The 22,291-nt window shown below is 69.5% G+C and carries 16 protein-coding genes; 4 read left to right on the forward strand and 12 right to left on the reverse strand.

Annotation, left to right across the window (positions count from 1 at the left end; translation table 11 throughout):
- Nucleotides 1–319 precede the first annotated feature (319 nt).
- Nucleotides 320–1,858: an NAD(P)H-hydrate dehydratase gene (locus LTV02_RS26500; RefSeq protein WP_233034557.1), complete on the reverse strand. Its 1,539-nt coding sequence runs from the start codon at nt 1,856–1,858 to the stop codon at nt 320–322.
- A gap of 14 nt (nt 1,859–1,872) precedes the next feature.
- On the reverse strand, nt 1,873–2,277 hold the full coding sequence (locus LTV02_RS26505) for a hypothetical protein (RefSeq protein WP_233034558.1): 405 nt from the start codon (nt 2,275–2,277) through the stop codon (nt 1,873–1,875).
- 373 nt (nt 2,278–2,650) lie between these two features.
- Here LTV02_RS26505 and LTV02_RS26510 point away from each other — a divergent pair, with 373 nt between their 5' ends.
- Entirely contained in the window at nt 2,651–3,073 is a 423-nt protein-coding gene (locus LTV02_RS26510; protein ID WP_233034559.1) for a cupredoxin domain-containing protein, read from the forward strand.
- A gap of 24 nt (nt 3,074–3,097) precedes the next feature.
- Here LTV02_RS26510 and glmS read toward each other — a convergent pair whose 3' ends face one another.
- Nucleotides 3,098–4,966, reverse strand: a complete 1,869-nt coding sequence (glmS, locus tag LTV02_RS26515; protein WP_233034561.1) for a glutamine--fructose-6-phosphate transaminase (isomerizing) — start codon at nt 4,964–4,966, stop codon at nt 3,098–3,100.
- Between the two features lie 102 nt (nt 4,967–5,068).
- Between glmS and LTV02_RS26520 the strand changes: the two genes are divergently transcribed.
- Nucleotides 5,069–5,932 (forward strand): dienelactone hydrolase family protein, encoded by an 864-nt coding sequence (locus LTV02_RS26520; protein ID WP_067711806.1) that lies wholly within the window; start codon nt 5,069–5,071, stop codon nt 5,930–5,932.
- Between the two features lie 20 nt (nt 5,933–5,952).
- Here LTV02_RS26520 and LTV02_RS26525 read toward each other — a convergent pair whose 3' ends face one another.
- From LTV02_RS26525 to LTV02_RS26535, 3 genes are read right to left on the reverse strand one after another with little or no spacing between them, the layout of a single operon-like run.
- Entirely contained in the window at nt 5,953–8,127 is a 2,175-nt protein-coding gene (locus LTV02_RS26525; protein WP_233034563.1) for a hypothetical protein, read from the reverse strand.
- Entirely contained in the window at nt 8,124–8,444 is a 321-nt protein-coding gene (locus LTV02_RS26530) for a type VII secretion target (RefSeq protein ID WP_233034565.1), read from the reverse strand. The genes LTV02_RS26525 and LTV02_RS26530 overlap by 4 nt, the downstream gene beginning before the upstream one ends.
- Nucleotides 8,445–8,475: 31 nt before the next feature.
- On the reverse strand, nt 8,476–8,784 hold the full coding sequence (locus LTV02_RS26535; protein WP_067711719.1) for a DUF6802 family protein: 309 nt from the start codon (nt 8,782–8,784) through the stop codon (nt 8,476–8,478).
- A gap of 138 nt (nt 8,785–8,922) precedes the next feature.
- Here LTV02_RS26535 and LTV02_RS26540 point away from each other — a divergent pair, with 138 nt between their 5' ends.
- Nucleotides 8,923–10,938, forward strand: coding sequence for a serine/threonine-protein kinase (locus tag LTV02_RS26540; RefSeq protein ID WP_233034567.1), 2,016 nt, complete (start codon nt 8,923–8,925; stop codon nt 10,936–10,938).
- Between the two features lie 5 nt (nt 10,939–10,943).
- On the opposite strand, the gene LTV02_RS26545 is transcribed toward LTV02_RS26540, so the two are convergent.
- Entirely contained in the window at nt 10,944–11,141 is a 198-nt protein-coding gene (locus LTV02_RS26545; RefSeq protein WP_067711724.1) for a PspC domain-containing protein, read from the reverse strand.
- Nucleotides 11,142–11,257: 116 nt separating this feature from the next.
- Here LTV02_RS26545 and LTV02_RS26550 point away from each other — a divergent pair, with 116 nt between their 5' ends.
- The gene (locus tag LTV02_RS26550) at nt 11,258–12,901 is read left to right on the forward strand and encodes an ABC-F family ATP-binding cassette domain-containing protein (protein WP_233034569.1); all 1,644 of its coding nucleotides are present in this window, start codon (nt 11,258–11,260) and stop codon (nt 12,899–12,901) included.
- A 63-nt stretch (nt 12,902–12,964) separates the two neighbouring features.
- Here LTV02_RS26550 and glmM read toward each other — a convergent pair whose 3' ends face one another.
- The 5 genes from glmM to LTV02_RS39520 form a co-directional block, all read right to left on the reverse strand.
- Nucleotides 12,965–14,341: a phosphoglucosamine mutase gene (gene glmM, locus LTV02_RS26555; protein WP_233034571.1), complete on the reverse strand. Its 1,377-nt coding sequence runs from the start codon at nt 14,339–14,341 to the stop codon at nt 12,965–12,967.
- Between the two features lie 155 nt (nt 14,342–14,496).
- Nucleotides 14,497–15,012, reverse strand: a complete 516-nt coding sequence (gene rpsI, locus LTV02_RS26560) for a 30S ribosomal protein S9 (protein WP_084534919.1) — start codon at nt 15,010–15,012, stop codon at nt 14,497–14,499.
- Nucleotides 15,009–15,452 carry a 50S ribosomal protein L13 gene (gene rplM, locus LTV02_RS26565; RefSeq protein WP_067711732.1) on the reverse strand — a complete coding sequence of 148 codons (444 nt, stop codon included), beginning with the start codon at nt 15,450–15,452 and terminating at the stop codon, nt 15,009–15,011. The genes rpsI and rplM overlap by 4 nt, the downstream gene beginning before the upstream one ends.
- A gap of 297 nt (nt 15,453–15,749) precedes the next feature.
- Nucleotides 15,750–18,905 carry a hypothetical protein gene (locus tag LTV02_RS26570; RefSeq protein ID WP_233034573.1) on the reverse strand — a complete coding sequence of 1,052 codons (3,156 nt, stop codon included), beginning with the start codon at nt 18,903–18,905 and terminating at the stop codon, nt 15,750–15,752.
- A gap of 148 nt (nt 18,906–19,053) precedes the next feature.
- Complete coding sequence (locus tag LTV02_RS39520) at nt 19,054–22,179, reverse strand: FHA domain-containing protein (RefSeq protein ID WP_332909535.1); 3,126 nt, start codon at nt 22,177–22,179, stop codon at nt 19,054–19,056.
- Nucleotides 22,180–22,291: the final 112 nt, after the last annotated feature.

Raw genomic sequence — 22,291 nt, forward strand, 5'->3', positions numbered from 1 at the left:
TGCCATCCGCGCCGACGCGATACGGATCACACCCGCTCCGAACCGAACCCTGTTTTCCATGTGACTCCCAGCCGCCGGCCCCGCATTCCCGGATCGAAAGCCGACCCCGAGAGCCTACTGAGCACCGGGCACACCCGAACCCGCAATGGTGAATACCAACGGTTCACACCCACGTCCCATCCGTCTGCCCCACTCGATCGAGCGGGGACACCACCTGCGAGAACACCGAGCGGACACCTCCTACGGACAGCAGCTCTTGGGGGCGGACGGCAGCGGGTGGCGCAGTTCTTGGGGTGGACGGCAGCGGGTAGCGCCAACTCTAGGGGCGGACGGCAGCGGGTAGCGCCAGCTCGCGCAATGTGGCAATAGCGGCGCGCACGTGAGCGAGCAATGGGGAGGCCGAGATCGGGGCGCCGGCCGTGGTGTCGGTGTGGGCGGCCAGGTTGGCGGCGAGCGCGTGCACGCGGGCTGCGGCGGCGGCGGACCAGGCGGGGTCGCGGCCGGCGGCGAGCAGCGCGCCGATGATTCCGGAGAGTACGTCCCCGGAACCGGCGGTGGCGGCCCACGAACCGCCCGCCTCATTGACCAGCACCGGCCGGCCGGGCGCGGCGACCAGCGTGGCACGCCCTTTCAAAAGCACTGTCACCTGCCAGGATTCGGCCAGCTCGCGCACCGCCGTCACCCGGTCGGGGCCGGGCTCGTGACCGGTCAGCCGGGCGAACTCGCCCGCGTGCGGCGTGAGCACCGTCGGCGCGGTGCGCGTCTTCAGCACGCTCGGGTCGGCGGCCAGCAATGTCAGGCCGTCGGCATCGACCACGACCGGCAGATCTGTGGCGAGGACTTCCATGAGCCGATCGCGCGCTCCGGCATCGGTACCCGCCCCGGGCCCGAACACCCAGGCCTGTACCCGGCCGGTCTCCGAAATACTCGGCGCGGCAATGATTTCCGGAAAGTGCGCGAGGACCTCCGCGGCCCCGGTCCCCGCATACCGCACCATGCCGGAGGTCGCGGCGACCGCCGCCCCGGTACACAGCACCGCCGCGCCCGGGTACGTCGCGCTTCCAGCGCACACCCCGGTGACCCCCTGCGTGTACTTGTCGTCACCCGCGCCGGGCACGGGCCATTCCGCACCGATCGATTCCGGATCCAGCGCGGCGAGCCCCGCCTCGCCCAGCCGTAATCCGATGGGCACCAACCCGATCCGCCCGCAATACGGCACGGCCAGGGCATGCACCGGCTTGTACGCCCCGAACGTCACCGTCACCGCGGCCCGCACCGCAGGCCCCACCACCGCCCCCGTGTCCGGATCCACCCCGCTCGGCAGATCCACGGCGATGATCGGCGCCCGCACCGCCGCAACGAGTTCCGCCGCCCCGGGCCGCAATGCGCCGTGACCGGAAATCCCGACGATCCCGTCGACGACCAGGTCCGCGGCACGGAGCGCCGCCGCCGCGTCACCGCCGGTCACATCGGTTCCCTGATCAGATATGCCACCAAGGTCCCCGGCGGCGCGAGATCGGGAGTCGCCGCGCCCATCCAGGATTCGGCCGCCGGTGCGGCGGAGTGCGGCCAGTCCGGCGGGATGGGCGCGATCCGGCGACAACAGAATGGCGGTGACGGCCACCCCGCGCCGGCGCAGGAACGAGCCCGCCCAGAGAGCATCACCACCGTTGTCGCCGGAGCCGACGAGCAGGGCGACGCTACGACCCGCTACTCCGCCGGTACGTTCGCGGAGTTCACGCGCGACCACCTCCGCCAGCCCGAAAGCGGCACGGCGCATGGGCATTCCGTCCGGGACGCGGGTGAAAAGTTCGGCCTCGGCCGCGCGCACTTCGCCGGCCGTGAAATATCCGCGCACTGTCGGCTCGCCTCCTATTTGCGGTCGGTCAGGCGGACCACGAAACGCAGCCCGGACCAGATGTCGTCGATGGCGATCCCCTTGTTGTCGACCAGCCCGGACGCCAAACCGTATTGCTGGACGATGCTTTCGCTGAGATCGGTGGGAACCCCGCTCGCCTTCTTGGGCCAGGCCAGCCAGAGCCCGCCCGCCTGGGTCATCCGATCGTGCCAACCGCCGAAGCCGCGCACCAGGGCCGCACGATCGGGACAGAAGCCGACGATCACTTCGTAGCTCCCGCTCCCCACGCGACGGTGCACCTCGACTCGCTCAGGCAGCTCGCCGAGCTCGAACCCGGGCGGTTGGTTCGCCAGCAGCACTCGATCCCCGGCTTTGATACCGAGCTTGCGAGGTAGCGGCGTGCCCGAGTAACCGGCCATCCCGCCACGATATCCGCCGGGCGTCCGGCATCGCGGGACCGTCCACGTCGAATCCGCGCGAACGAAGCAGATGCGAGCGCAGATACGGTGGCAATCCATTGCCGTGGTGGACTTCTCGGAGCCGTCGAGGCGGTCCGGCCGGGGAACACGGACCGCGCCCGTCCCGGGTTGCGGACCACGCCATCCAGCAGTTTGCGGATCACGCCCGTCCGGGGGTTTGCGGACCACGCCCGTCCGGCGGTTGCAGATCCCGCGGGCCGGTCCGGGCATGGTGCCCGTCCTGGTGACCCGGCGCCCCTTCGCGACCGCGGACGCCGACTTCCCCGCGGTGCCCGCGAATGGGCCGCTAACCACGGGGGTTACGCTGGCGGCCATGCCGATCCGACGCAATTCGCCCGCCCGTGCCCTGTTTTTGGTGACCTTGGTGGCGGGGGCGTTGGCGGTCGGCGGGTGCGGGTCGGATTCGTCGAAATCGGGGGCGAGTTCGTCCACGGCGGCGACCAGCGCCACGACCACGCCCGCCGGGCCGCGCCCGGCCGCGACCACCACGGTGAATGTCGACGATATGAAGTTCTCGCCCGCGAACCTGACCGTGAAGGTCGGGGACACGGTGCAGTGGAAGTTCTCCGACAAGGCTCCGCACGCGGTGCAGGGGATCGGGGATGCGGCGATGGGGATCAACAGCCCGATCATCCGCACCGGCGAGTGGAGCTACACCTTCACCACGGCGGGCACATTCCGGTACCTGTGCCCGCTGCATCCGGAGATGAAGGGTGCGGTCACCGTCGAGCAGTAGGCCGAAACAGGTTCGGCCACCGCACTATTCGACGGTGACGGACTTGGCGAGATTGCGCGGCTTGTCCACGTCGTACCCGCGCGCCTGCGCCACCTCGGCGGCGAAGATCTGCAGCGGCACCGTGGACAGCAGCGGCTGATACAGCGTTGGCGCGGACGGGATCTCGATCAGATGGTCGGCGAACGGCCGCACCGTGTCGTCGCCCTCCTCGGCGATCACGATGGTGCGCGCCCCGCGGGCCTGGATCTCACGGATATTGCTGAGCAGTTTGGAGTGCAGCACCGCGCGGCCCTTCGGCGAGGGCATGACGATGAACACCGGCAGCCCGTCCTCGATGAGCGCGATCGGCCCGTGCTTGAGTTCACCGGCCGCGAACCCCTCGGCGTGCATGTACGCCAATTCCTTGAGCTTCAAAGCCCCTTCGAGCGCGACCGGGTATCCGACATGGCGGCCCAGGAACAGCACGGTCGGTTCGTGCGCGAACTGCCGCGCGATCTCCCGGATATGCGGAGCCTGTTCCAGCACCTGCGACACCAGCCGCGGCATGTCCTCGAGCTCGGCGTACTCGCGCGCCACCTCGTCGGGGTATTTGGTGCCGCGCGCCTGAGCCAGCGCCAAACCGACGAGGTAGTTGGCGGTGATCTGCGCGAGGAACGCTTTGGTGGAGGCGACGCCGATCTCCGGACCGGTGCGGGTGTACAGCACGGCGTCCGATTCGCGGGGAATCTGCGCGCCATTGGTATTGCAGATGGCCAGCACGCGCGCCTTCTGCTCCTTGGCGTGCCGCACGGCTTCGAGCGTGTCGGCGGTCTCCCCGGACTGCGAGATGGCCACCACCAGCGTGGAACGGTCCAGTACCGGGTCGCGGTAACGGAATTCGCTGGCCAGCTCCACTTCCACGGGCAGCCGCGTCCAATGCTCGATGGCGTATTTGGCCAGCAGCCCCGCGTGATACGAACTGCCGCACGCGACTACGAAGACCTTGTCGACCTCGCGCAGTTCCTGATCGTGCAGGCGCTGCTCATCGAGAATGATCTTGCCGTCGGCGAAATGCCCGATCAGCGTGTCGGCCACCCCGGCCGGCTGCTCCTCGATCTCCTTGAGCATGAAGTAGTCGTGGCCGCCCTTCTCGGCGGCGGCCAGATCCCAGTCGATGGTGAACGGCCGGATCCGCACGCCCTCGGTCGCGCCGTGGAAATCGGTGACCGTGTAGCCGTCGGCGGTGATGACCACGGCCTGGTCCTGGCCGAGTTCGACTGCCTCGCGGGTGTGTTCGATGAAGGCGGTGACATCGGAGGCGATGAACATCTCGCCCTGGCCGACACCCACCACGAGCGGGGTGGAGCGGCGGGCGGCGACGATCGTGCCCGGATGGTCGGCGTGCGTGAAGACCAGGGTGAACGCACCCTCCAGCCGCCGCACCACCGACAGCGCCGAGGCCACGAAATCGCCCGCGGTGTCACCGGCGGCGTAGGCCCGGGCCACCAGGTGCACCGCCACCTCGGTATCGGTGTCGGAACCCAGTTCCACCCCGGCGGATTCGAGTTCGCGGCGCAAGGGCACGAAATTCTCGATGATGCCGTTGTGCACCACCGCCACCCGCCCGGTGCGGTCGCGGTGCGGATGGGCATTGCGGTCGGTCGGCGCGCCGTGCGTGGCCCACCGGGTGTGTCCCATGCCTGTCGAACCGGCGAAGCGGCCCGTCCCCGCTTCGGCGAGTTCGGCTTCCAGGTTCGCCAGGCGGCCCGCCTTGCGTTCCACGGCGAGTCCGCCGGCGCCGTCGAGCACGGCCACCCCCGCGGAGTCGTAGCCGCGATATTCCATGCGGCGCAACGCGTCCACCACTACGCCGAGGGCTTCCCTATACCCCACGTACCCCACGATTCCGCACATGGGTCACCAGCCTAACCGGGAGGTGCGGGCCGGCGAATTCGAAGGGCACCGGCACCCGGGCGAAACACCCGAACCTTGCTGCGATCGGATAAGTTCGTCTCCGTGTCGGCGTCTGTGAAATCGCTCCTGAGCACCCTGACAGCCCGCGGCCCCCATGAGGTGCTGCGCGGCAATCTCGGCATCGCCGGGCAGCCGGGGGTGGTCTTCACGCCCACGAAGGGGCTGAACCTGCCCGCCGTGGCCTTCGCGCACGGCTGGCTGGCCAGTGCCGCGAACTACCGGCGAACGCTGGAACATCTGGCCTCCTGGGGTTATGTGGCGGCCGCGCCGGACACCGAACGCGGACCCATTCCGTCGCACCTGAACCTGGCGACCGATCTGCTGACCACGCTCGACATCTGCACCGGGGTGCGGCTGGGCACCGGCGAGATCAGCGTGCACCCGGACAAATTGACGCTGGCCGGGCACGGCATGGGCGCCGGTGCGGCCGTCATCGCCGCCTCGCAGCGTGAGGTGGCCGCCGTGGCCGCGCTCTACCCCGCCCCGACCGCCCCCTCCGGCGAGGCGCTCGCACCCGGCATCGACACGCCCGCGCTCATCCTGGGCGGCGGCGAGGACATCGGCTCGGTCAGCTCGAACGCCGTCCCGCTCGGCGCCGCCTGGGGCGGTCCCGCCGTACTCCGCTCGGTCGACAAGGCCACCCACAACGGCATGGTCGAGGGCCGCCGCGCCCTGGCCGCGCTCGGCGCCGGCAAGCACGAAGCCAAAACCGAACGCCTCACCCGCGGCCTGCTGGTCGGCTTCCTCAACTACACCGTCCTCGGCGACAAGAAGTACAAGCCCTTCGCCGACCCGGAAGCCCTCATCCCGCACACCCAGATCGTCGATCCCGAAGCCGTGGAAGAGGAACCGGAGCAGCCCCAGAAGCTCCCCGTCCTGCAACTGATCCAGGCCCTCCGCAAGTAACCCACCCACCCGAACACCCCTCACGGCGGCACCGCCCCGGGAATCTCGACCCCCGCATCGGGAATCTCGATCACCTCACCGCCGTCCCCGGGCGATACCCCCTGCCCGCGCTCCGGAAGCGGCGGCTGCCACGACTCCGGGAGTGGCGGCTGAGCCTGCCCCGCATCAGGGAGCGACGGCGCACCCGGCCCAGTTCGCGGCGACGGACCGATCCCGTCGCCCGCAGCACCGTCTTCGCCGGGCGGCGAACACATTCCACCGCCGGGCTGCACTCCGGTCATCCCGGCGCCGGGCGCGGACTGGTCCGGCGGTACAGGCGGCGGTTCCGCTGTCCCCGCCGACTCGTCGATGTCCGGGGACACCGGTACGTCCCGTGGCTCAGCAGCAGGCGAAGGCACATCCCCCGGTGGGCAGGCGTCCCCGGATCCGCTGGAGTCGCCGAGGCCACCGAAACCACCTGGCTCGCGAGATTCCCCGGCTCCACCGGAACGGCCTGGCTCGCAAGCGTTCTCGGGACTCCCGGAGCGACCGGGCTCGCAAGCGTTCTCGGTACCACCGGAGCGACCGGGCTCGCAAGAACCCTCGGGGCCGGCGGAGTAACCGGGTTCATCGAAGTCACTGGGTTCGCAGGAAGCACCAGGTTCGCGGGACTCTCCACCGGCTGTCGGCGGTGGGCAATCCGAGCCTTCGGCTGAGTCCGGTCGGCCGTCGGTGTCGGGGGTGGGACCGGAACCCGTTGGGATCGGGGGCGAATCTGCTTGCTGGCCTGCCGAATCGGCTGCGCCGTCGGGCGGCTGTGTGCTCTCGGTGAGGACCGGGATGCCGTGTTCGTCGAAGCTGAGCGTGTAGGTGTGTGAGCCGCCGGTCTCGTCGGTGACGGTCAGTCGCAGTTCGCCGTCCGGGAGTTGTTCGAGGGTGAAATGTTTTCCGGCCAGGTCGAATTCGGACTTGTGTGCGGTGCTGCCAGGATCGGTCTCGGATTTCGGTGCTTCGGGTGCGGCCGACAGCGTGTCCGAGTCCTTGTCGTCGCTGCCGGGGACGAGCGATCGGAGTTTGGTGAGGGTGTCGGTAATGCCCTGCTGGACTGCGGATGTCAGCGATTCGAGGCCGCTGCTCAGGGAGCGTGCGGTGGTGGCGCTTGACGGCGATGCGTCTCCTGTTGTCGCGGGGGCGGTTTCGGGTGTTGTGCCGGTTGCCGATTGCGGTTGGGATCGCGGTTCCGGGTCGGCGGACGGAGTTGTTCCGGGCGCCGTCGCCGGAACGGATGAGTCACTACCTGTTCCGGAGTTCGGCACGGCTTCGCGGCCTTGCGCAGTCGTTCCCGAGTTCGGCGCCGGTTCGCCGCTGGGCCCGTGAACCGCTTGCCCCGGCGCGGCCGACGGGGCGTACGACTGCGGTGTGACAGGCCAACTCGGCTGTGCCGGTGCCGAACTCCCGCCCGAGGGGGCGGGACAGCCCGGCGGGATCGCGCTCGGTCCGGCCGTTTCGATCGGCGGTACGGCGATGTCGCGAGGGCAGGGGAAGGGCAGTTCGACCACTTCGTTCAGGGCTGCGATCACGCTCGCGTAGTGCGTTTCGAAGGCGGCGTCGGCGGTCGTGCACGCGGTGGTGAACAGGTCGAGTTTGCGTTCGACGTCGGGACGGAACGTGTCTGTCAGCCACGGATCGGACTGGTCCGCTATCAGCGTGTCGATGTCGTCGGGAGATTTGCCGCCGAGTGTGAGTTCGACTGCACCGTCACCTGTTCGCGGCAGCAGGGCGAGCGTGGCGTGCGCTTTGGCGAGTACCGCTTGGCGGAGGGGTTCGGCAACCGCACCGAGTGCGTCGGTGGCCGTGCGGGTGGCGTCGAGATCGGCCCGGGCACGGCGCAACTGGGCATCGACCATCATGAGGGCTTGGTCCCCGGTGCCACCGATCCATGCGGCCGTGAGGTCGCGCGCCACGGTTTGTTCCACCTGCCATTGGGTTTCGGCGTTCTCGAGCGCCTTCGCCAGCTCGGCGCGGGTGGCGTCCAGCTTCGCGAGATCGGTGCCGCGTTGTTCGTCGTACGCGGCCTGCAAACCGGGCAGGGTCGCATTACGGCAGGGCCCGAACGCCTCCTCGTACAGCGGCAGGAAGTGCTCCCAATACTGCAAACCCGGTGCGCCGTAATCGAGGATCTCGTCGATCGTCTTACCGGCTGGGTCGAAGGTCATGGGTGCACCCCCGAGACGGCGGCGGCCCGGGTGCTGTCGATCCGGTCGTATTCGGCTGCCGCACGGTCGAATACGTCGGCGGTCGCGGATACCGACGCGGCCCAGGCGTGCAGGCAGCCGGCGATGCGTTCCAGCCCGTGATGCACCGCCGAACCTTGCGGCGCATAGTTCCGCCCCGCCTCGTCATTGCCGATACCGAAGGCGTGCTCGCCGACCCGGTTCGACTGCCGCCCCAGCGTGGCGGCGGCCTCGCGCAACATCGTGGCCGCACCGCGCAGCGTCTCGGTACTGACTCCGAGCACGTCGGATCCGCCCATCCCTCCCCCTCATTCGAACTCCCCCGCCGGACTACTTGCCCAGGCGTCCTTCGTCGGTGCGCACCCATTCGGTGGTGCCGTCCGGATGATGGTGGAACTCCCAGGCCGCGTAGTCGCCGCCGGTGTCCACCACGGTCACGTGGTCGGCGTAACCGTCGTGATCCAGGTCCGTCCACACATGCATGGTGTGATCACTGTTGGTGGTCACCGTGTCGAGCCGGCCGTCGCCGTCGATGTCCTGGGTCGGATGCTCTAGCTCCACCGCGCCCAGCGCGCCGAGTTCCGAATGCGCGTCGAGATTCGGCAGGTCCAAGCCCGGCAGATCACCCGATGTGACCATGTGCGCTCCTCCGCAGTGACGTGGCTTTCATCCTGTCACCCGCATCGGCCGTCCGCAGCCGCTTGATACCGAATGTGGATAACTCCGGTCCCTGTGAACAGCACGCACGCCGGCCCGAAGCGTTGAACAATATGGCGTGTGCGGGAGTTCGCGCCGGGCCACGAGGTAGCCGGATACGTCATTCACCGGCGGATCGGCGGCGGTGGCATGGGCACGGTCTACCTCGCCGCCCACCCGCGCCTGCCCCGGCTCGTCGCGCTGAAACTTCTCAATCCCGCCCTCACTGACGATCCGGCCCTCTGTGCCCGGTTTCTGCGCGAGGCGGGCAATATCGCGCGTCTCGACCATCCGAACGTGGTCACCGCCTACGACCGCGGCCAGGACGGCGAACAGCTCTGGATCGCCATGCAGTACATCGAGGGTTCCGATGCCGGCACCCTGCTGCGGAAACAGCCGAATATCGACATGGACCGTGCGGTACGGATTCTTGCCGAAGCGGCCAGAGGATTGGACTACGCGCACGCCAATGGCATGCTGCACCGCGACGTGAAACCCGCGAATATCCTGCTGGGAGAACCGCGTCCGGGCCACGGGCCGCTGGAGCGCGTGCTGATCGCCGACTTCGGCATCGCCAAATCCCTGGAGGACACCGCCGGGCTGACCACCACCGGCACCATCCTGGCCAGCTTCCCCTATGCCGCCCCGGAACAGCTCGATCCCGCCGCCGAACTCGACGAGCGCACCGATGTGTACGCCCTCGGCTGCACCTTCTACCACCTGCTGGTGGGTGCGCCGCCGTACCCGGGCACCTCCCCCGCGCACATGATCAGCGGACACCTCTACGCGCCGATTCCCCAGCCCAGCAAGGAGACCCGGGGCCGGGTCCCCGCCGGATTCGATGCCGTCATCGCCAAGGCGCTCGCCAAGAACCGCGACGAGCGGTACGAGAGTTGCGGCGCGCTCGCCCGCGACGCGGAACGCGCCCTGGCGGAGGGTGACGACGCGGCAACCGTAGCGGTGCGGCAGTCCCCCGTACCGACCTGGCCGACCACGGCGGAAACCGAGCTGTACCCGCTCGCCGCACCCGCGGCGCTCGAATCCGAACGCGGCGGGGCGGAAGCCACACCGGCCATCCGCCGAGCAGCACCCGCGGCAGACTCCCCACCGGCCACCCGCCGACCCGAACCCGCCACGGGAACCGCATCGTCCATCTCTCGACCGGAACGGGCGGCGGCACGCACGCACTGGAATACCAAGCGCACCAAATGGATAGCGGCCACAGCGGTCCTGGCGGCCGTCGCGACCCTGATCACCGTCCTGGTGGTGCAATCCAGGCACCAGGGATCGGACGCGCCGACCGAGCACGGCGCGGCAACCGTCACGCAGTCCGAAATCACCACCCAGAGCGGTTGGCAGGGTTCGGCATTGGCCGTCGACTCCTCCGGGAACCTCTACATAGACGGCAAAACGGCCGGCGTCGTCCAATATCCGTACGGCGCGCCCCCACCGGTCGAGAAGCTGACTCCGCAGAGCACCTACCCCGACGGCATCGCGGTGGATGCGAACGGCGCCATCTACGTGTCGAACAGGTCCACCGCGAAAGTGGTCAAATACGAACCCGGTTCGACCACGCCGATCGACGTCCCCGTGGGTGCGGCCGCACCGACCGCGCTCACCTTCGATCAGGCGGGCACGCTCTACATCCTCGACGGCAAGCGCGTGCTGAAACTGGAGTCCGGCGCCACGACCGCATCCGAACTGCCGACGCCTGGAATGCCCGACAGCGCCAACGACATAGCGGTCGACCAGTCCGGTGCGCTCTACCTGACCTGGGGCGCGCCCGGCGGCATACTGAAATGGGCCGCCGGCGCGACCGAACCGACCGTGCTGTGGAGCATCGCGGGCCGCTCCGGCACCACCATCGATACCCCGGGCGCCGATCTGAACTTCCCGCACGGCATCGACGTCGACGTCAATGACGCCGTGTATGTCGCAGACGCCCTGCAACGCGCGGTATTCCGCCTCGACGCCGGCGGCACCCAATGGCAGCGGGTGCCCATCGAAGGCCTCGGTTATCCGCAGGCGCTCGCCGTCGACCACTCCGGCACGATCTACGTCGGCGACAACGATCGGATCGTGCGCTACAGCGGATGAGCGAATCAGCGCTTCGGAATCACCAGCCACAGGATCAGGTAGAGAATGAACTGCGGTCCGGGCAGCAGGCAGGACAGGACGAAGAGCAGGCGGACGAGGGTGGCGTTCCAGCCGAGGTATTCGGCGAGACCGCCGCAGACGCCCGCGATCCACTTGTTGCTGGTCGAGCGGGTGAGGCGGCGGGTGCTGGTCGGTGTTGTCATACCTCCACTCTCCGCGTTCCGGCCCGCCCGCACATCGGTCCCCTGACCCATTCCGACCCTGAACTTCGGGAGGGGCGGGGTCAGGGTGTCACCCTGAGCAGGGCAGAATCGCCCTGGTGAGCACCACTCTGCAGGCGCGCGGACTCGCGGCCGGACACGGCGAACGGACCCTGTTCAGTGACCTCGATCTCGTACTGGCGCCGGGCGATGTGATCGGGCTGGTCGGGGTGAACGGCGCGGGCAAGTCGACGCTGCTGCGCATCCTGGCCGATGGTGACGCCCCGGAAGGCGAGATCACCCTGAGCCCGCCGGACGCGACGGTCGGGTACCTGGCTCAGGAGCCGGAACGCCTCGAAGGCGAAACCGTGCTCGAATTCCTGCGGCGGCGAACCGGAGTCGCGACCGCGCAGCAGACCATGGACGCGGCGGCCGAACGGCTGGCCGAGGGCGGCGAGGACGAGTATTCGCCGGCGCTGGAACGCTGGCTGGCCCTCGGTGGCGCGGATCTGGAGCAGCGGGCCGAGGAGATCGCGGCCGAACTGGGGCTGGCCGACAGCCTGCCGCACGGCCTCGAAACACCGATGACCGTCCTGTCCGGCGGTCAGGCGGCCCGTGCCGGGCTGGCGTCGGTGCTGTTGTCGCGCTTCGACATTCTGCTGCTGGACGAGCCCACCAACGATCTCGACCTCGACGGCCTGGCCCGCCTGGAGCAGTTCGTGACCGGGGTGCGGGAGCCGCTCATGGTGATCAGCCATGATCGAGAGTTCCTGGCCCGCACCGTGAATCGGATCGTGGAACTGGACCTGGCGCAGCAGCAGGTGGGCGTCTACGACGGCAGTTACGAGTCGTATCTGGCCGAGCGGGAGATCGCGCGCCGGCACGCGCGCGAGGCGTATGACGAGTACGCCGACACCAAGGCCGGCCTGGAGGCGCGCGCGGTCATGCAGCGCAATTGGCTGGAGCACGGTGTGCGCAATGCCCGCCGCAAGGGAAAGGTGGACTCCGACAAGGCCGGTCGCAAAACACGCGCCGAGTCCACCGAAAAGCAGGCGTCGAAGATCAAGCAGACCATCAAGCGGATCGAGCGGCTGGACGCGGTCGAGGAACCGCGCAAGGAGTGGGAACTGCGGATGTCGATCGCCGCCGCACCGCGCAGCGGATCGGTGGTGGCCACGCTGTCCGGGGCGACCGTCTCGCGCGGCGACTTCCAGCTGGGACCCGTTACCGTACAGGTGGATTCGGGCGATCGAATCGTCCTGACCGGAGCCAACGGCGCGGGCAAATCGACTCTGCTGTCACTGCTGCTCGGAAAAACGAAGCCCGACAGTGGATCCGCGGGCCTCGGTTCCGGCGTCGCGGTCGGAGAGGTCGACCAAGCCCGCGGCCTGTTCCGCGGGACCGGCACTCTCGCAGACACTTTCAGCGCCCAGATCCCCGACTGGCCCGAATCCGAAGTCCGTACCCTGCTGGCCAAATTCGGCCTGCGCGGCCCACACGTCATGCGCCCCAACGACACTCTCTCCCCCGGCGAACGCACCCGTGCGGCCCTGGCGCTGCTACAAGCGCGTGGGGTGAACCTCCTGGTTCTCGACGAACCGACCAACCATCTGGACCTGCCCGCCATCGAGCAGCTGGAGGAAGCCGTCGAATCCTTCTCCGGCACAGTGCTTCTGGTCACCCACGACCGTCGCATGCTCGACAACGTCCGAGCCACCCGCCGCTGGCATATCGACGGCGGCAAGCTGACCGAAACGCTTTAGGCCGAGAAGAACGAGAAAGGGAACGAGGCGCACCGCCCCGTTCCCTTCGAAGGTGCGGAAGCCTCAGACCGCGGCGACGAGTTTGGCGAGATCGTCGGCCAGGCGCTGCGCGGCGTGCGGGTCGGTGGCTTCCACCATGACGCGCACGAGCTGTTCGGTTCCACTGGGGCGCAGCAGGACTCGGCCGGTTTCGCCGAGTTCGCGTTCGGCTTCGGCGACGGCGTCGAGCACCGAGGGAGCCTGGGCCACGGCGGACTTGTCCGAGACCGGGACGTTGACCAGTACCTGCGGGACCGTCTGGACCAGGGAGGCGAGATCGGCGAGGGTGCGGCCGGTTTCGGCCATGCGGGCCATGAGTTTGAGGCCGGTGAGGACGCCGTCGCCGGTGGTGCCGAACTTGGGGAAGACGACGTGGCCGGACTGTTCGCCGCCGAGGGTGTAGCCGTTGTTGCGCAGGTCCTCGAGGACGTAGCGGTCGCCGACGGCGGTGGTGCGCACCGTGATTCCGGCGGCGCGCAAGGCGATGTGCAGGCCCAGATTGCTCATGACGGTGGCCACCAGGGTGTCCTGGGCGAGCTCGCCGGCGTCGCGCATGCCGACCGCGAGCACCGCCATGATGGCGTCGCCGTCGACGATCGCGCCGGTGCCGTCCACGGCCAGGCAGCGGTCGGCGTCGCCGTCCACGGCCAGGCCGAGGTCGGCGCCGTGTTCGCGGACGGCGCGTTGGATGGGCTCGAGATGGGTGGAGCCGCAGCCGTCGTTGATGTTCAGGCCGTCGGGGCCGGCATTGATGGCGATGACGGTGGCGCCGGCCTCGCGAAGGGCTGCGGGACCGACCTCGGAAGCCGCGCCGTGCGCGCAGTCGATGACGACGGTGAGACCGCTCAGGTCGCGGGCGGTGGCCTCGACCAGGTGCTCGACGTAGCGCTCGTGGGTGCCTTCCAGGCTGTAGCGGTCGTCGGCGTCGAAGACGTGACCGCCCAGGCCGGGCTTGCCCAGCACGCGTCCGATGCCCGCGCCGGTCGGGCGCGTGAACGCGCCTTCGGCGATCAGGGCCTCGATCTTGTCCTCGATGACGTCGTCCAGCTTGTGGCCGCCCGCCGCGAAGATCTTGATGCCGTTGTCGGGCATGGGATTGTGCGAGGCGGAGATCATCACGCCGAGGCAGGCGTCGTAGACGCCGGTCAGGTAGGCGACGGCGGGGGTCGGCAGCACACCGACCGACAGCACGTTCACGCCGGCGGAGGTCAAGCCCGCGATGACCGCGGCCTCCAGCATCTCGCCGCTCGCGCGCGGATCACGTCCCACGACAGCCAGCGCGCGCTTCTTGCCGCGACTCAGAACCTGTGCCGCCGCAGCCGAAACGCGCAGCGCCAGTTCAGGACTCAACGAGTCGTTGGCGAGCCCGCGGACTCCGTCGGTGCCGAACAAACGTCCCATACCTCACCCCTGGTCTGTGTATACAGCACGAGAGCAGACGCCCGGCCGGTTCGAAAACCGTTGCCGGGTGCCTGCTCTCGTACAGGTCGCCGTGTAGACCGTACCGTGCCCGGTCCGCGAACGGGCCGGGCACGGTAGAGCCGGACGGCGCAATATCAGCGCTTCGAGTACTGAGGCGCCTTACGGGCCTTCTTGAGGCCGTACTTCTTACGCTCGGTGGCACGCGGGTCACGAGTCAGGAAGCCGGCACGCTTAAGGGCGGGACGGTCGTCCGGGGTGACCTCGATGAGGGCACGCGCGATGGCGAGGCGCAGGGCGCCGGCCTGACCCGACGGGCCGCCGCCGACCAGGCGGGCGTAGATGTCGAAGGTCTCGGTGCGCTCGACGGTGACGAGCGGGGACTTGACCAGCTGCTGGTGCACCTTGTTCGGGAAGTAATCCTCGATGGTGCGGCCGTTCAGCACGAAGTTGCCGGAACCCGGCACCAGGCGCACGCGAACGACGGCTTCCTTGCGGCGGCCGACGGTCTGCACCGGGCGGTCGATCAGGACCGGCGCGGCGAAGGACTCGGTGTACTCGGCCTCGGCCTCGTAGCCGTCACCCTCGTCGACGACCTCGACGGCGGTGTCCTCGACGACGTAGTCGTCGTTGAATTCCTCAGGAGCGGTCACTGGGCCACCTGCTTGATCTCGAAGGGGATGGGCTGCTGGGCCGCATGCGGGTGGTTCGGGCCCGCGTAGACCTTCAGCTTGCCGATGATCTGGTTGCCCAGCTTGTTCTTCGGGATCATGCCCTTGACGGCACGCTCGACCAGACGGTCGGGGCGGGTGTCCAGGATCTGGCCCACGGTACGGCCCTTCAGACCACCCGGGTGACCGGAGTGGGTGTAGAGGACCTTGTCCTGCCGCTTGTTGCCGGAGACGGCAACCTTCTCGGCGTTGATGATGATGACGAAATCGCCACCGTCGACGTTCGGAGCGTAGGTCGGCTTGTTCTTGCCGCGCAGCAGGTTGGCAGCCTGCACGGAAAGACGGCCGAGCACTACGTCAGTGGCGTCGATGACGTACCACTTGCGGGTAACGTCACCGCCCTTGGGGCTGTACGTAGGCACAGTGCATCCCTTGTCTGTCGTAGGTTTTGCCAGCCAAGCGTGTGGTCGAGCTGTATCCCTGGCGGCCGGTGGAGACCCAGGGGCTCGTGCGACAACCGGTTGCCCGGCCGTACCGCACGCCAACGAAGCACGATACCAGTGCGGGTGCGCCCGCCGGAAACCGGTGCGGATCAGCCCGCGTTCCGGGACGGAAAAGAAGAGCAGCCCGCGCACCGCGAAGGCAGCGCGCGGGCTGAGCCGATGGATCGTGGGTCGCGGGACCCCGCCGACCGGACCGTGAGTCGCGGGACCCGCCGGTCAGATGGCTAGCGGCGGGCCCGGGTCCACGCCCCGGACCGGGCCCGGGACCGAGTAGCGCAAGGTGCCCGTACCGCGGCCCAGGCAGTCCAGGGCACCCGGGTCGTTGATGCTGGCGATGCCCGGATGGGGAGTGCTGTTGATGGACGGGGTGAACGCGCAGGTGTCGCCGGCTTCGACAGCGCCGCGCTCCAGGGACGGCCAGGCGCCGAAGGCGGCGAACAGCGGACCGGCCTGGTCGATGGCGGACGCCAGGTCGAAGGTCTCGGCCGCGTTCGATGCGGGCTGGAAGGACACGGGCCGGACGCTCGCATCGGCAACCGCGGGCGCGAAGCCCGGTAGGCCGGACGCCTGCGCGCCGATGCCGCGAATGTCCGATCCGGTGAGCGAATCGGCGACGCCGATCTCTCCCGCGGCACTCGCCGACTGCAACGACTGGCCGTCGGCATGCATGCCGAGGCCCGCCAGTGCCGCCGCACCCACCACGATGGGCGCACCGAACAGGTTGTCCTTCATCTTGTTCCAGATCTTGCCCTTGCGGGGCTTGCGCCCACCCTCGGACTCCGACTTCGAATCCGATTGTCCGGCGGCGTCTTCCGGCGAATTCGCGGGAGGCGGCCCAGTGTGAGGCATCGCCCCACCGTACCCCGATCCGCTTTGACCAGCAGCGTTTCCACCAGGTCCAGCAAAACTCCCGCTTCCGGCCCCGGGCGCCCCGTAGCCACCGGCACCCGGACCGTAATTGCCGCCGGCCCCCGGATAGGTCCCGGAACTGCCCTGGCCACCGGCATTTCCATAGCCACCGGCCGAGCCGCCCTGGCCGCCACCGGAGCCGTATTCACTTCCCGGCGCCGCACCGTAGCCGCCTGCTGCGGGGTTGCCGCCCTGCCCGTACCCGGCCGCGGGCCCGCTACCGCCGGAACCGTAACCAGTAGATCCGTAACCGCCCGAACCTGTTCCGGGGCCGTAACCACCCACCACCGGATTCGCGCCGGTGCCGTAGCCGGCTTCGCCTCCAGCGGGACCGTAGCCACCGGCTGCCGCATCCCCAGCGGGACCGTAGCCACCGGCTGCCGCATCACCGGCAGGACCGTAGCCACCTGCTGCGGCATCCCCGGCGGGACCGTAGCCACCCTGAGCCGAACCACCGCCGGATCCATAGGGGGACGTCGAACCCGGAGCCTGGCCGTAGCCGCCCGAACCCGGTTGCGCGGCACCGTACGTGCCGGTGCCCGGACCCTGCGGGGCGCCGTAGCCGCCAGGGGCGGAACCGCCGCCCGGCTGCTGCGGTCCACCGGGAACCGAGCCGGTTCCGGGCTGTTGCTGCTGTTGTTGCTGCGGGCGACCCATCACGGCCGTCATCTGATCGTCCGCGGGCGAACCCGCTTTGGCGGGCGGCCGCGTGAACCGGCTGCCCACATTCGCCAGACCCGGCGGGAGCGACCGCGAACCACTCGGCTGGCCGGGATTCTCAGCGGCTCCGGACTGCCCCGAATCTACGACTCCGGACTGCCCCGAAACACCTTGCTGCGCACCGGCTCCCGCCTGCGCGAGATCCTCCGCGGTAACCCGGCGGGTCACATCCGCGGGCTGCCCGGCCGCCGCGGCCTGCCGCGTCGCCTCGGCGTACTGCGCCGCCGCCTTCGCGAGATCCTCCGGCGTCACCCGCTGGGTCGGATCGGCCGGGGCCGCCGCAGCCGCGTGCTGGGCGAAATCGCCGGGCGAAACACGCTGGGTCGCATCGGCCGGTTGACCGTGCCCCTGTGCGTCGAACGCCTGACCGGGGGCAGGAGCGTGGCCGGCCGGAGCTGCCTGCTGCGCCTGGGACGCCTGACCAGCCGCCTCGGGCTGCTGGCCACTTTCCGCGGCCGCGCGGCGCAGGGCATCGGTGTGATGGGCGACGACGGCTGTCATCTGTGCGATGTCGTCGGGGGTGATACGGCGGGTTTCCGAGTCGTCGTGGGCGGATGCGGGGATGACCGGCTGTGCGCCCGTTGCGGGACGAGCGGAAGTCGTTCGGCCGGGGGCGGATTCGCCGGACGACGGTGAATCCGCTTGAGCCTGAGGCTGTTCCGGCCACTGCCCCTGCGGCTCGGGACGTTGTTGCTGAGCCGGCTGCTGAGCCTGTGCGTCGGGCCGGTGCTGCTGGGCCGGCTGCTGCGCCTGCGGCTGGGCCGGATGCGGCGGCTGGGGGACGTGGCGGGGGCCTTGGTCGACGACGGCAGCCGGGTTCACTCCGCCCTGCGGCGCACCGCTCTGCTGCCCCGGACCGGTGGCGCGCGGATCCTGATGGCGGGCTTGAGGTTCGGGGTGTTCCGCCGCCACGTCGTAGTCCGCCACCAAGAGGTGGGCGGCCCCGAGCACGAGGGCGTGCATGGGGTGATCGGCGACCTGGAAGCGGTGGCCGAGATGGTTCTGGAAGGCCAGCCGGACGGCGTCGTTGAAGCAGACATTGCCGGTCAGCAGGATGGTGGAGGTGTCCGCGTCGATGGCGCGGGCCGCGGCCATGACCTCGATCACCACATTGTCCGCGGAGCGGGCGTCGTGCAGCGCCTCGGCGGTGATGGGCACCGACACCGATTCGGTGGGACGTTCGTCATCGCCGTGGACGGCGACCACCAGGCATTCGCGGCCGTCAGAGTAGACCCCGGTCGCGCCGACGGCGGGCCCACGCCCGGCCGGGCGCACCAGGCCCAGCGCGCGCACGTACCCGGAGAGCGCGACGGATTCCGGCAGCGGTTCGGCGGGGTAGCCGAGCAACTCGACCAGCCGGACGTATTCGTCGACCTTGGGATCGGGCCATTCGTCGGGGAACGGCACGGCGATCACGTCGGGCGCGCCGCCCAGGTGTTTGACGATGGCCTCGACCGGATTGTGCAGCCGGGCGCGGAACACCAGATCCGCCGGCCAGGTCGCGCCCGCCACCACGATCTGCGGATGGCCGAGGATGTCACGCACATCGGAGATGGCGATGCCGACGTCGGGACGCCGATCCACCCCGGCGGTGTGCAGCCGGCCGGAGGAGTCCGCCAGCAGGTATGCGGGCGGGGTATAGGTGCCTTCGACCTGGACCGGCCGGATCGGGGATCCGCCGCCACCGGCGGCTACCGAGACCACGTCCCAGCCGAGATGCACTGCGCCGACTCGAACTGTCACAGCCATCAGTGTGCCTGTTCCGCGCGCGGGGTGCGCGATCGAACCGACACTTCGCGCAGGGCGAACCCCGGCGCGTCGCCCGGCGCCGCTCCCCCGCACCGGTCCGGCAACGCCGTCCGTCCCGCTCCGGCCACTGTCCGCATCGGCGTCACGAAGCCGACTTCTTCAGGCGCAATCGCGACCAGGTGAGCAGCGCCAGCACGATGATCAAGACCCCGAGCACCGCCACGTCCAGCGTCCAGATGCCCGACTCGTGCTTCCACAGATTGTCCGGCTGCGCACTCGGGAACAGCTTGCGGACATCGACCGTGGACGCCCCTGCGGCGTACCCCCAGCGCGCCGGGAACAGCCAGGAAACCTGTTCCAGCACAACGCGGCCCGTGACCGGGATCAAACCGCCCGCCATGACCAGCTGCGCCATGATGGTGACCACCAGCAGCGGCATCACCTGCTCACTGGATTTGGCCAGGGTGGACAGCAGCAACCCGACCACCACGCAGGTGATGGCCGTCAGCGCGATGTCGACGTACAGCTCCAGGCTGCCCGCCGGAATCACCGACCCCGCCGAGGGCCGTTTCTTGCCGACCAGCACGATGCCCACCATGACCGCCGACTGCAGCAGCGCGGCCAGGCTGAACACCATGATCTTGGACATCAGGTACGCCCCGGAGCGCAGGCCGACCGCCCGCTCCCGGAAGTAGATGGCCCGCTCGCCCACCAGATCACGCACGGTCAGCGTCGATCCCATGAAGCACGCGCCCAGGATCAGCACCACCAGCAGCTGCTGGGATTCGCTGCCGCCGACGAGCTGGAACGACCCGTCCGGCATCTGTTTGAGCGCGCCCTTCTGGAAACCGTTGCTGCCCGGCACCACCAGCGACAGCCCGCCCAGCACGAACGGCAGTATCAACAGGAACGCCAGGTACCCGCGGTCCGCGAGCACCAGCCGGATCTGCCGCCGCGACAGCGTCGAGAACTGCTTCAGCGCACTGGATTTCGGCCCCTTCACCTTCTCCCCCGGCGGCGCGGCCGGCGGTGGCGGCGCGAAGGCCTGACGGGAGCGGAAATTGGCGAAGGCGTGATCGGGATCGTCGGCCACCCGGGCGAAGATCTCGGCCCAGTCGCTGGTGCCGAGGAAATCGCGGACCGTGCCCGGATGCCCGCAGAAGGCGGTCTTGCCGCCGGGCGCGAGCAGCAGCACCTGATCGCACATGTCCAGGCAGGCCACCGAGTGGGTGACCACGATGACGGTGCGCCCGGCGTCGGCCAGCTCCCGCAGCATGGTCATGACCTGGCGATCCAGCGCCGGATCCAGGCCCGAGGTGGGCTCGTCCAGGATGAGCAGCGAGGGACCGGTCAGCAATTCCATGGCCACCGAGGCGCGCTTGCGCTGACCGCCGGACAAGCGGTCCACCCGGGTATCCGCGTGCTGGGTGAGCGAAAGCTCGTCCAGCACACCGTCGATCACGCGCTGCCGGTCGGCCTTGCTGGTGTCGGGCGGCAGCCGCAGCTGGGCGGCGAAACCGAGCGCCTGCTTCACGGTGAGCTGGCGGTGCAGCACATCGTCCTGCGGCACCATGCCGATACGCGAACGGAGCGCGTCGTATTCGGCGTGCAGATTGCGGCCCTCGAAGGTGACCACGCCGGTGGACGGCGCGGTGGTGCCGGCGATGAGGCGCGACAGCGTGGACTTGCCCGCACCGGACGGTCCGATGAGCGCGGTCAGCGATCCGCGCCCGGCCTGCATGTTCACATCGACGAGCAGTTGCTTGTTGCCCTCGACGGTGAACCCGATGCCGTGCACGTGCAGACCCTGTTCGGCGATCGGCCGCTGGCGGTGCACCAGCGAGCCTTCCTCGACCGCGAAGTCGACATTGCCGATGGTGACGATGTCGCGCTCGCGCAGCAGGGTGCGCTGTTCGCGGCGGCCGTTGACGAAGGTGCCGTTGGCCGAACCCAGGTCCTCGATGGCGAGGCCCTGCGGGTCGGCGAGCAGGCGGGCGTGCTTGCGCGAGGCCATCGGATCATTGACGACGATCTCGTTGTCGCTGGTGCGGCCGATGCTCAAGCCGCCGGGCGGCAGCCGATCGGCCTTGGCGACAGCCGATTTATTGGAACGCGCGCGCATGGGCGGCAAAGCCGCGGTGCTCGCCCGCGCCGTCATATTGATGTTGTCCGGAACATCCGGATGCAAAGGCATGTCCTGCACCGGGTTCGGCCCCGACTGCTGCGGATTACCGCCCGATTGCACCGGATTCGGCCCGGACCGCTGCGGATTCGCCTGCGCCGCGCCATGGCCGCCGTATTGCAATGGATTCGGCGCGGACTGCAGCGGATTCGTGCCGGACTGCTGGGGCGTCGGCGGCTGCAACGGATTCGGAGCGGACTGCTGCGGACCGTGCCGCCCCTGCACCGGATTCGGCCGCTGCCCGAACTGCTGACCGGGCCCCTGGCCGTGCTGACCGGGCTGTCCACTGTGCTGACCAGGCTGCTGCCCGTGCTGACCGGGCTGCTGCCCGAACTGACCGGGCTGCCCCTGCGGCCCCCGCGGTCCGAACTGACCCGGTTGCCCGTGCTGTCCCGGCTGTTGTCCATGCTGTCCCGGCTGCTGCCCGTGCTGCCCCGGCTGCTGACCGAACTGCCCCGGCTGCTGACCGTGCTGCGGCCCACGCTGCCCGCCCGGCCCCGGTCCCTGCTGACCATGCTGCGGCCCGTACCCCGGCGGCGGACGCTGCCCCTGCGGCGGCACGTTCTGCTGCGGCCCCGAAGCCGGCCGCTGCCCCGGCGGTTGCCGCCGATCCTGTTGCCACGGTTGCCCCTCCGGCCGCTGCCCGCCGTCCGGGCGGAACTGCGGCGCGTCCTGCCGGAACTGCCCGCCGTCGGGCCGCTGCCCGCCGAATCCCCCTGCACCACCCTGGAACTGGGGATTCTCCGGCGCGGAGGTCCCCGCCGGAATCCGCGACCCGGACGGCAGCAGATGCAGCAGCGGCCCGTTGATGGCGTCCCCCAGCCGCACCTGCGTGGCCCGATTGATCACGATCGGCGTGGTGATCCGCCGCGCGTCCACGAAGACCCCGTTGGTGCTGCCGTTGTCGGTCAGCATCCAAGATCCGGCCTCGTAGGTGAGGGTCGCGTGCACCCTGGACACGAGCGGGCTGTCCACGAACAACGCCACTTCCGGGGCCCGCCCCATGGTGATCTGCTGGCTCGCGTCGAAGACCCGATCGGTTCCCTCATGACGCACGGTGATCTGCTGCGCCCCCGGTGAAGACATGGCCGCATAATATGCGAAGGCCCGGGCAATCGGCTTTGCGCTTACTTACCGTTCGCCTGCGACCCGGGCGGATGTCCGTTGGCCTGCGAGGGAGTGGAAGTGGCTAGACGCC

The sequence above is a fragment of the Nocardia yamanashiensis genome (assembly GCF_021183565.1).
Lineage (GTDB): Bacteria > Actinomycetota > Actinomycetes > Mycobacteriales > Mycobacteriaceae > Nocardia > Nocardia yamanashiensis.

Excerpts from the sequence above, each read along its gene's own strand:
- LTV02_RS26530 (WP_233034565.1), bottom strand. The coding sequence starts at position 8,444 with ATGGGCGGATCCGACGTGCTCGGAGTCAGTACCGAGACGCTGCGCGGT.
- LTV02_RS26535 (WP_067711719.1), bottom strand. The coding sequence starts at position 8,784 with ATGGTCACATCGGGTGATCTGCCGGGCTTGGACCTGCCGAATCTCGAC.
- LTV02_RS26510 (WP_233034559.1), top strand. The coding sequence starts at position 2,651 with ATGCCGATCCGACGCAATTCGCCCGCCCGTGCCCTGTTTTTGGTGACC.
- glmM (WP_233034571.1), bottom strand. The coding sequence starts at position 14,341 with ATGGGACGTTTGTTCGGCACCGACGGAGTCCGCGGGCTCGCCAACGAC.
- LTV02_RS26505 (WP_233034558.1), bottom strand. The coding sequence starts at position 2,277 with ATGGCCGGTTACTCGGGCACGCCGCTACCTCGCAAGCTCGGTATCAAA.
- LTV02_RS26525 (WP_233034563.1), bottom strand. The coding sequence starts at position 8,127 with ATGACCTTCGACCCAGCCGGTAAGACGATCGACGAGATCCTCGATTAC.
- LTV02_RS39520 (WP_332909535.1), bottom strand. The coding sequence starts at position 22,179 with ATGTCTTCACCGGGGGCGCAGCAGATCACCGTGCGTCATGAGGGAACC.
- glmS (WP_233034561.1), bottom strand. The coding sequence starts at position 4,966 with ATGTGCGGAATCGTGGGGTACGTGGGGTATAGGGAAGCCCTCGGCGTA.
- LTV02_RS26545 (WP_067711724.1), bottom strand. The coding sequence starts at position 11,141 with ATGACAACACCGACCAGCACCCGCCGCCTCACCCGCTCGACCAGCAAC.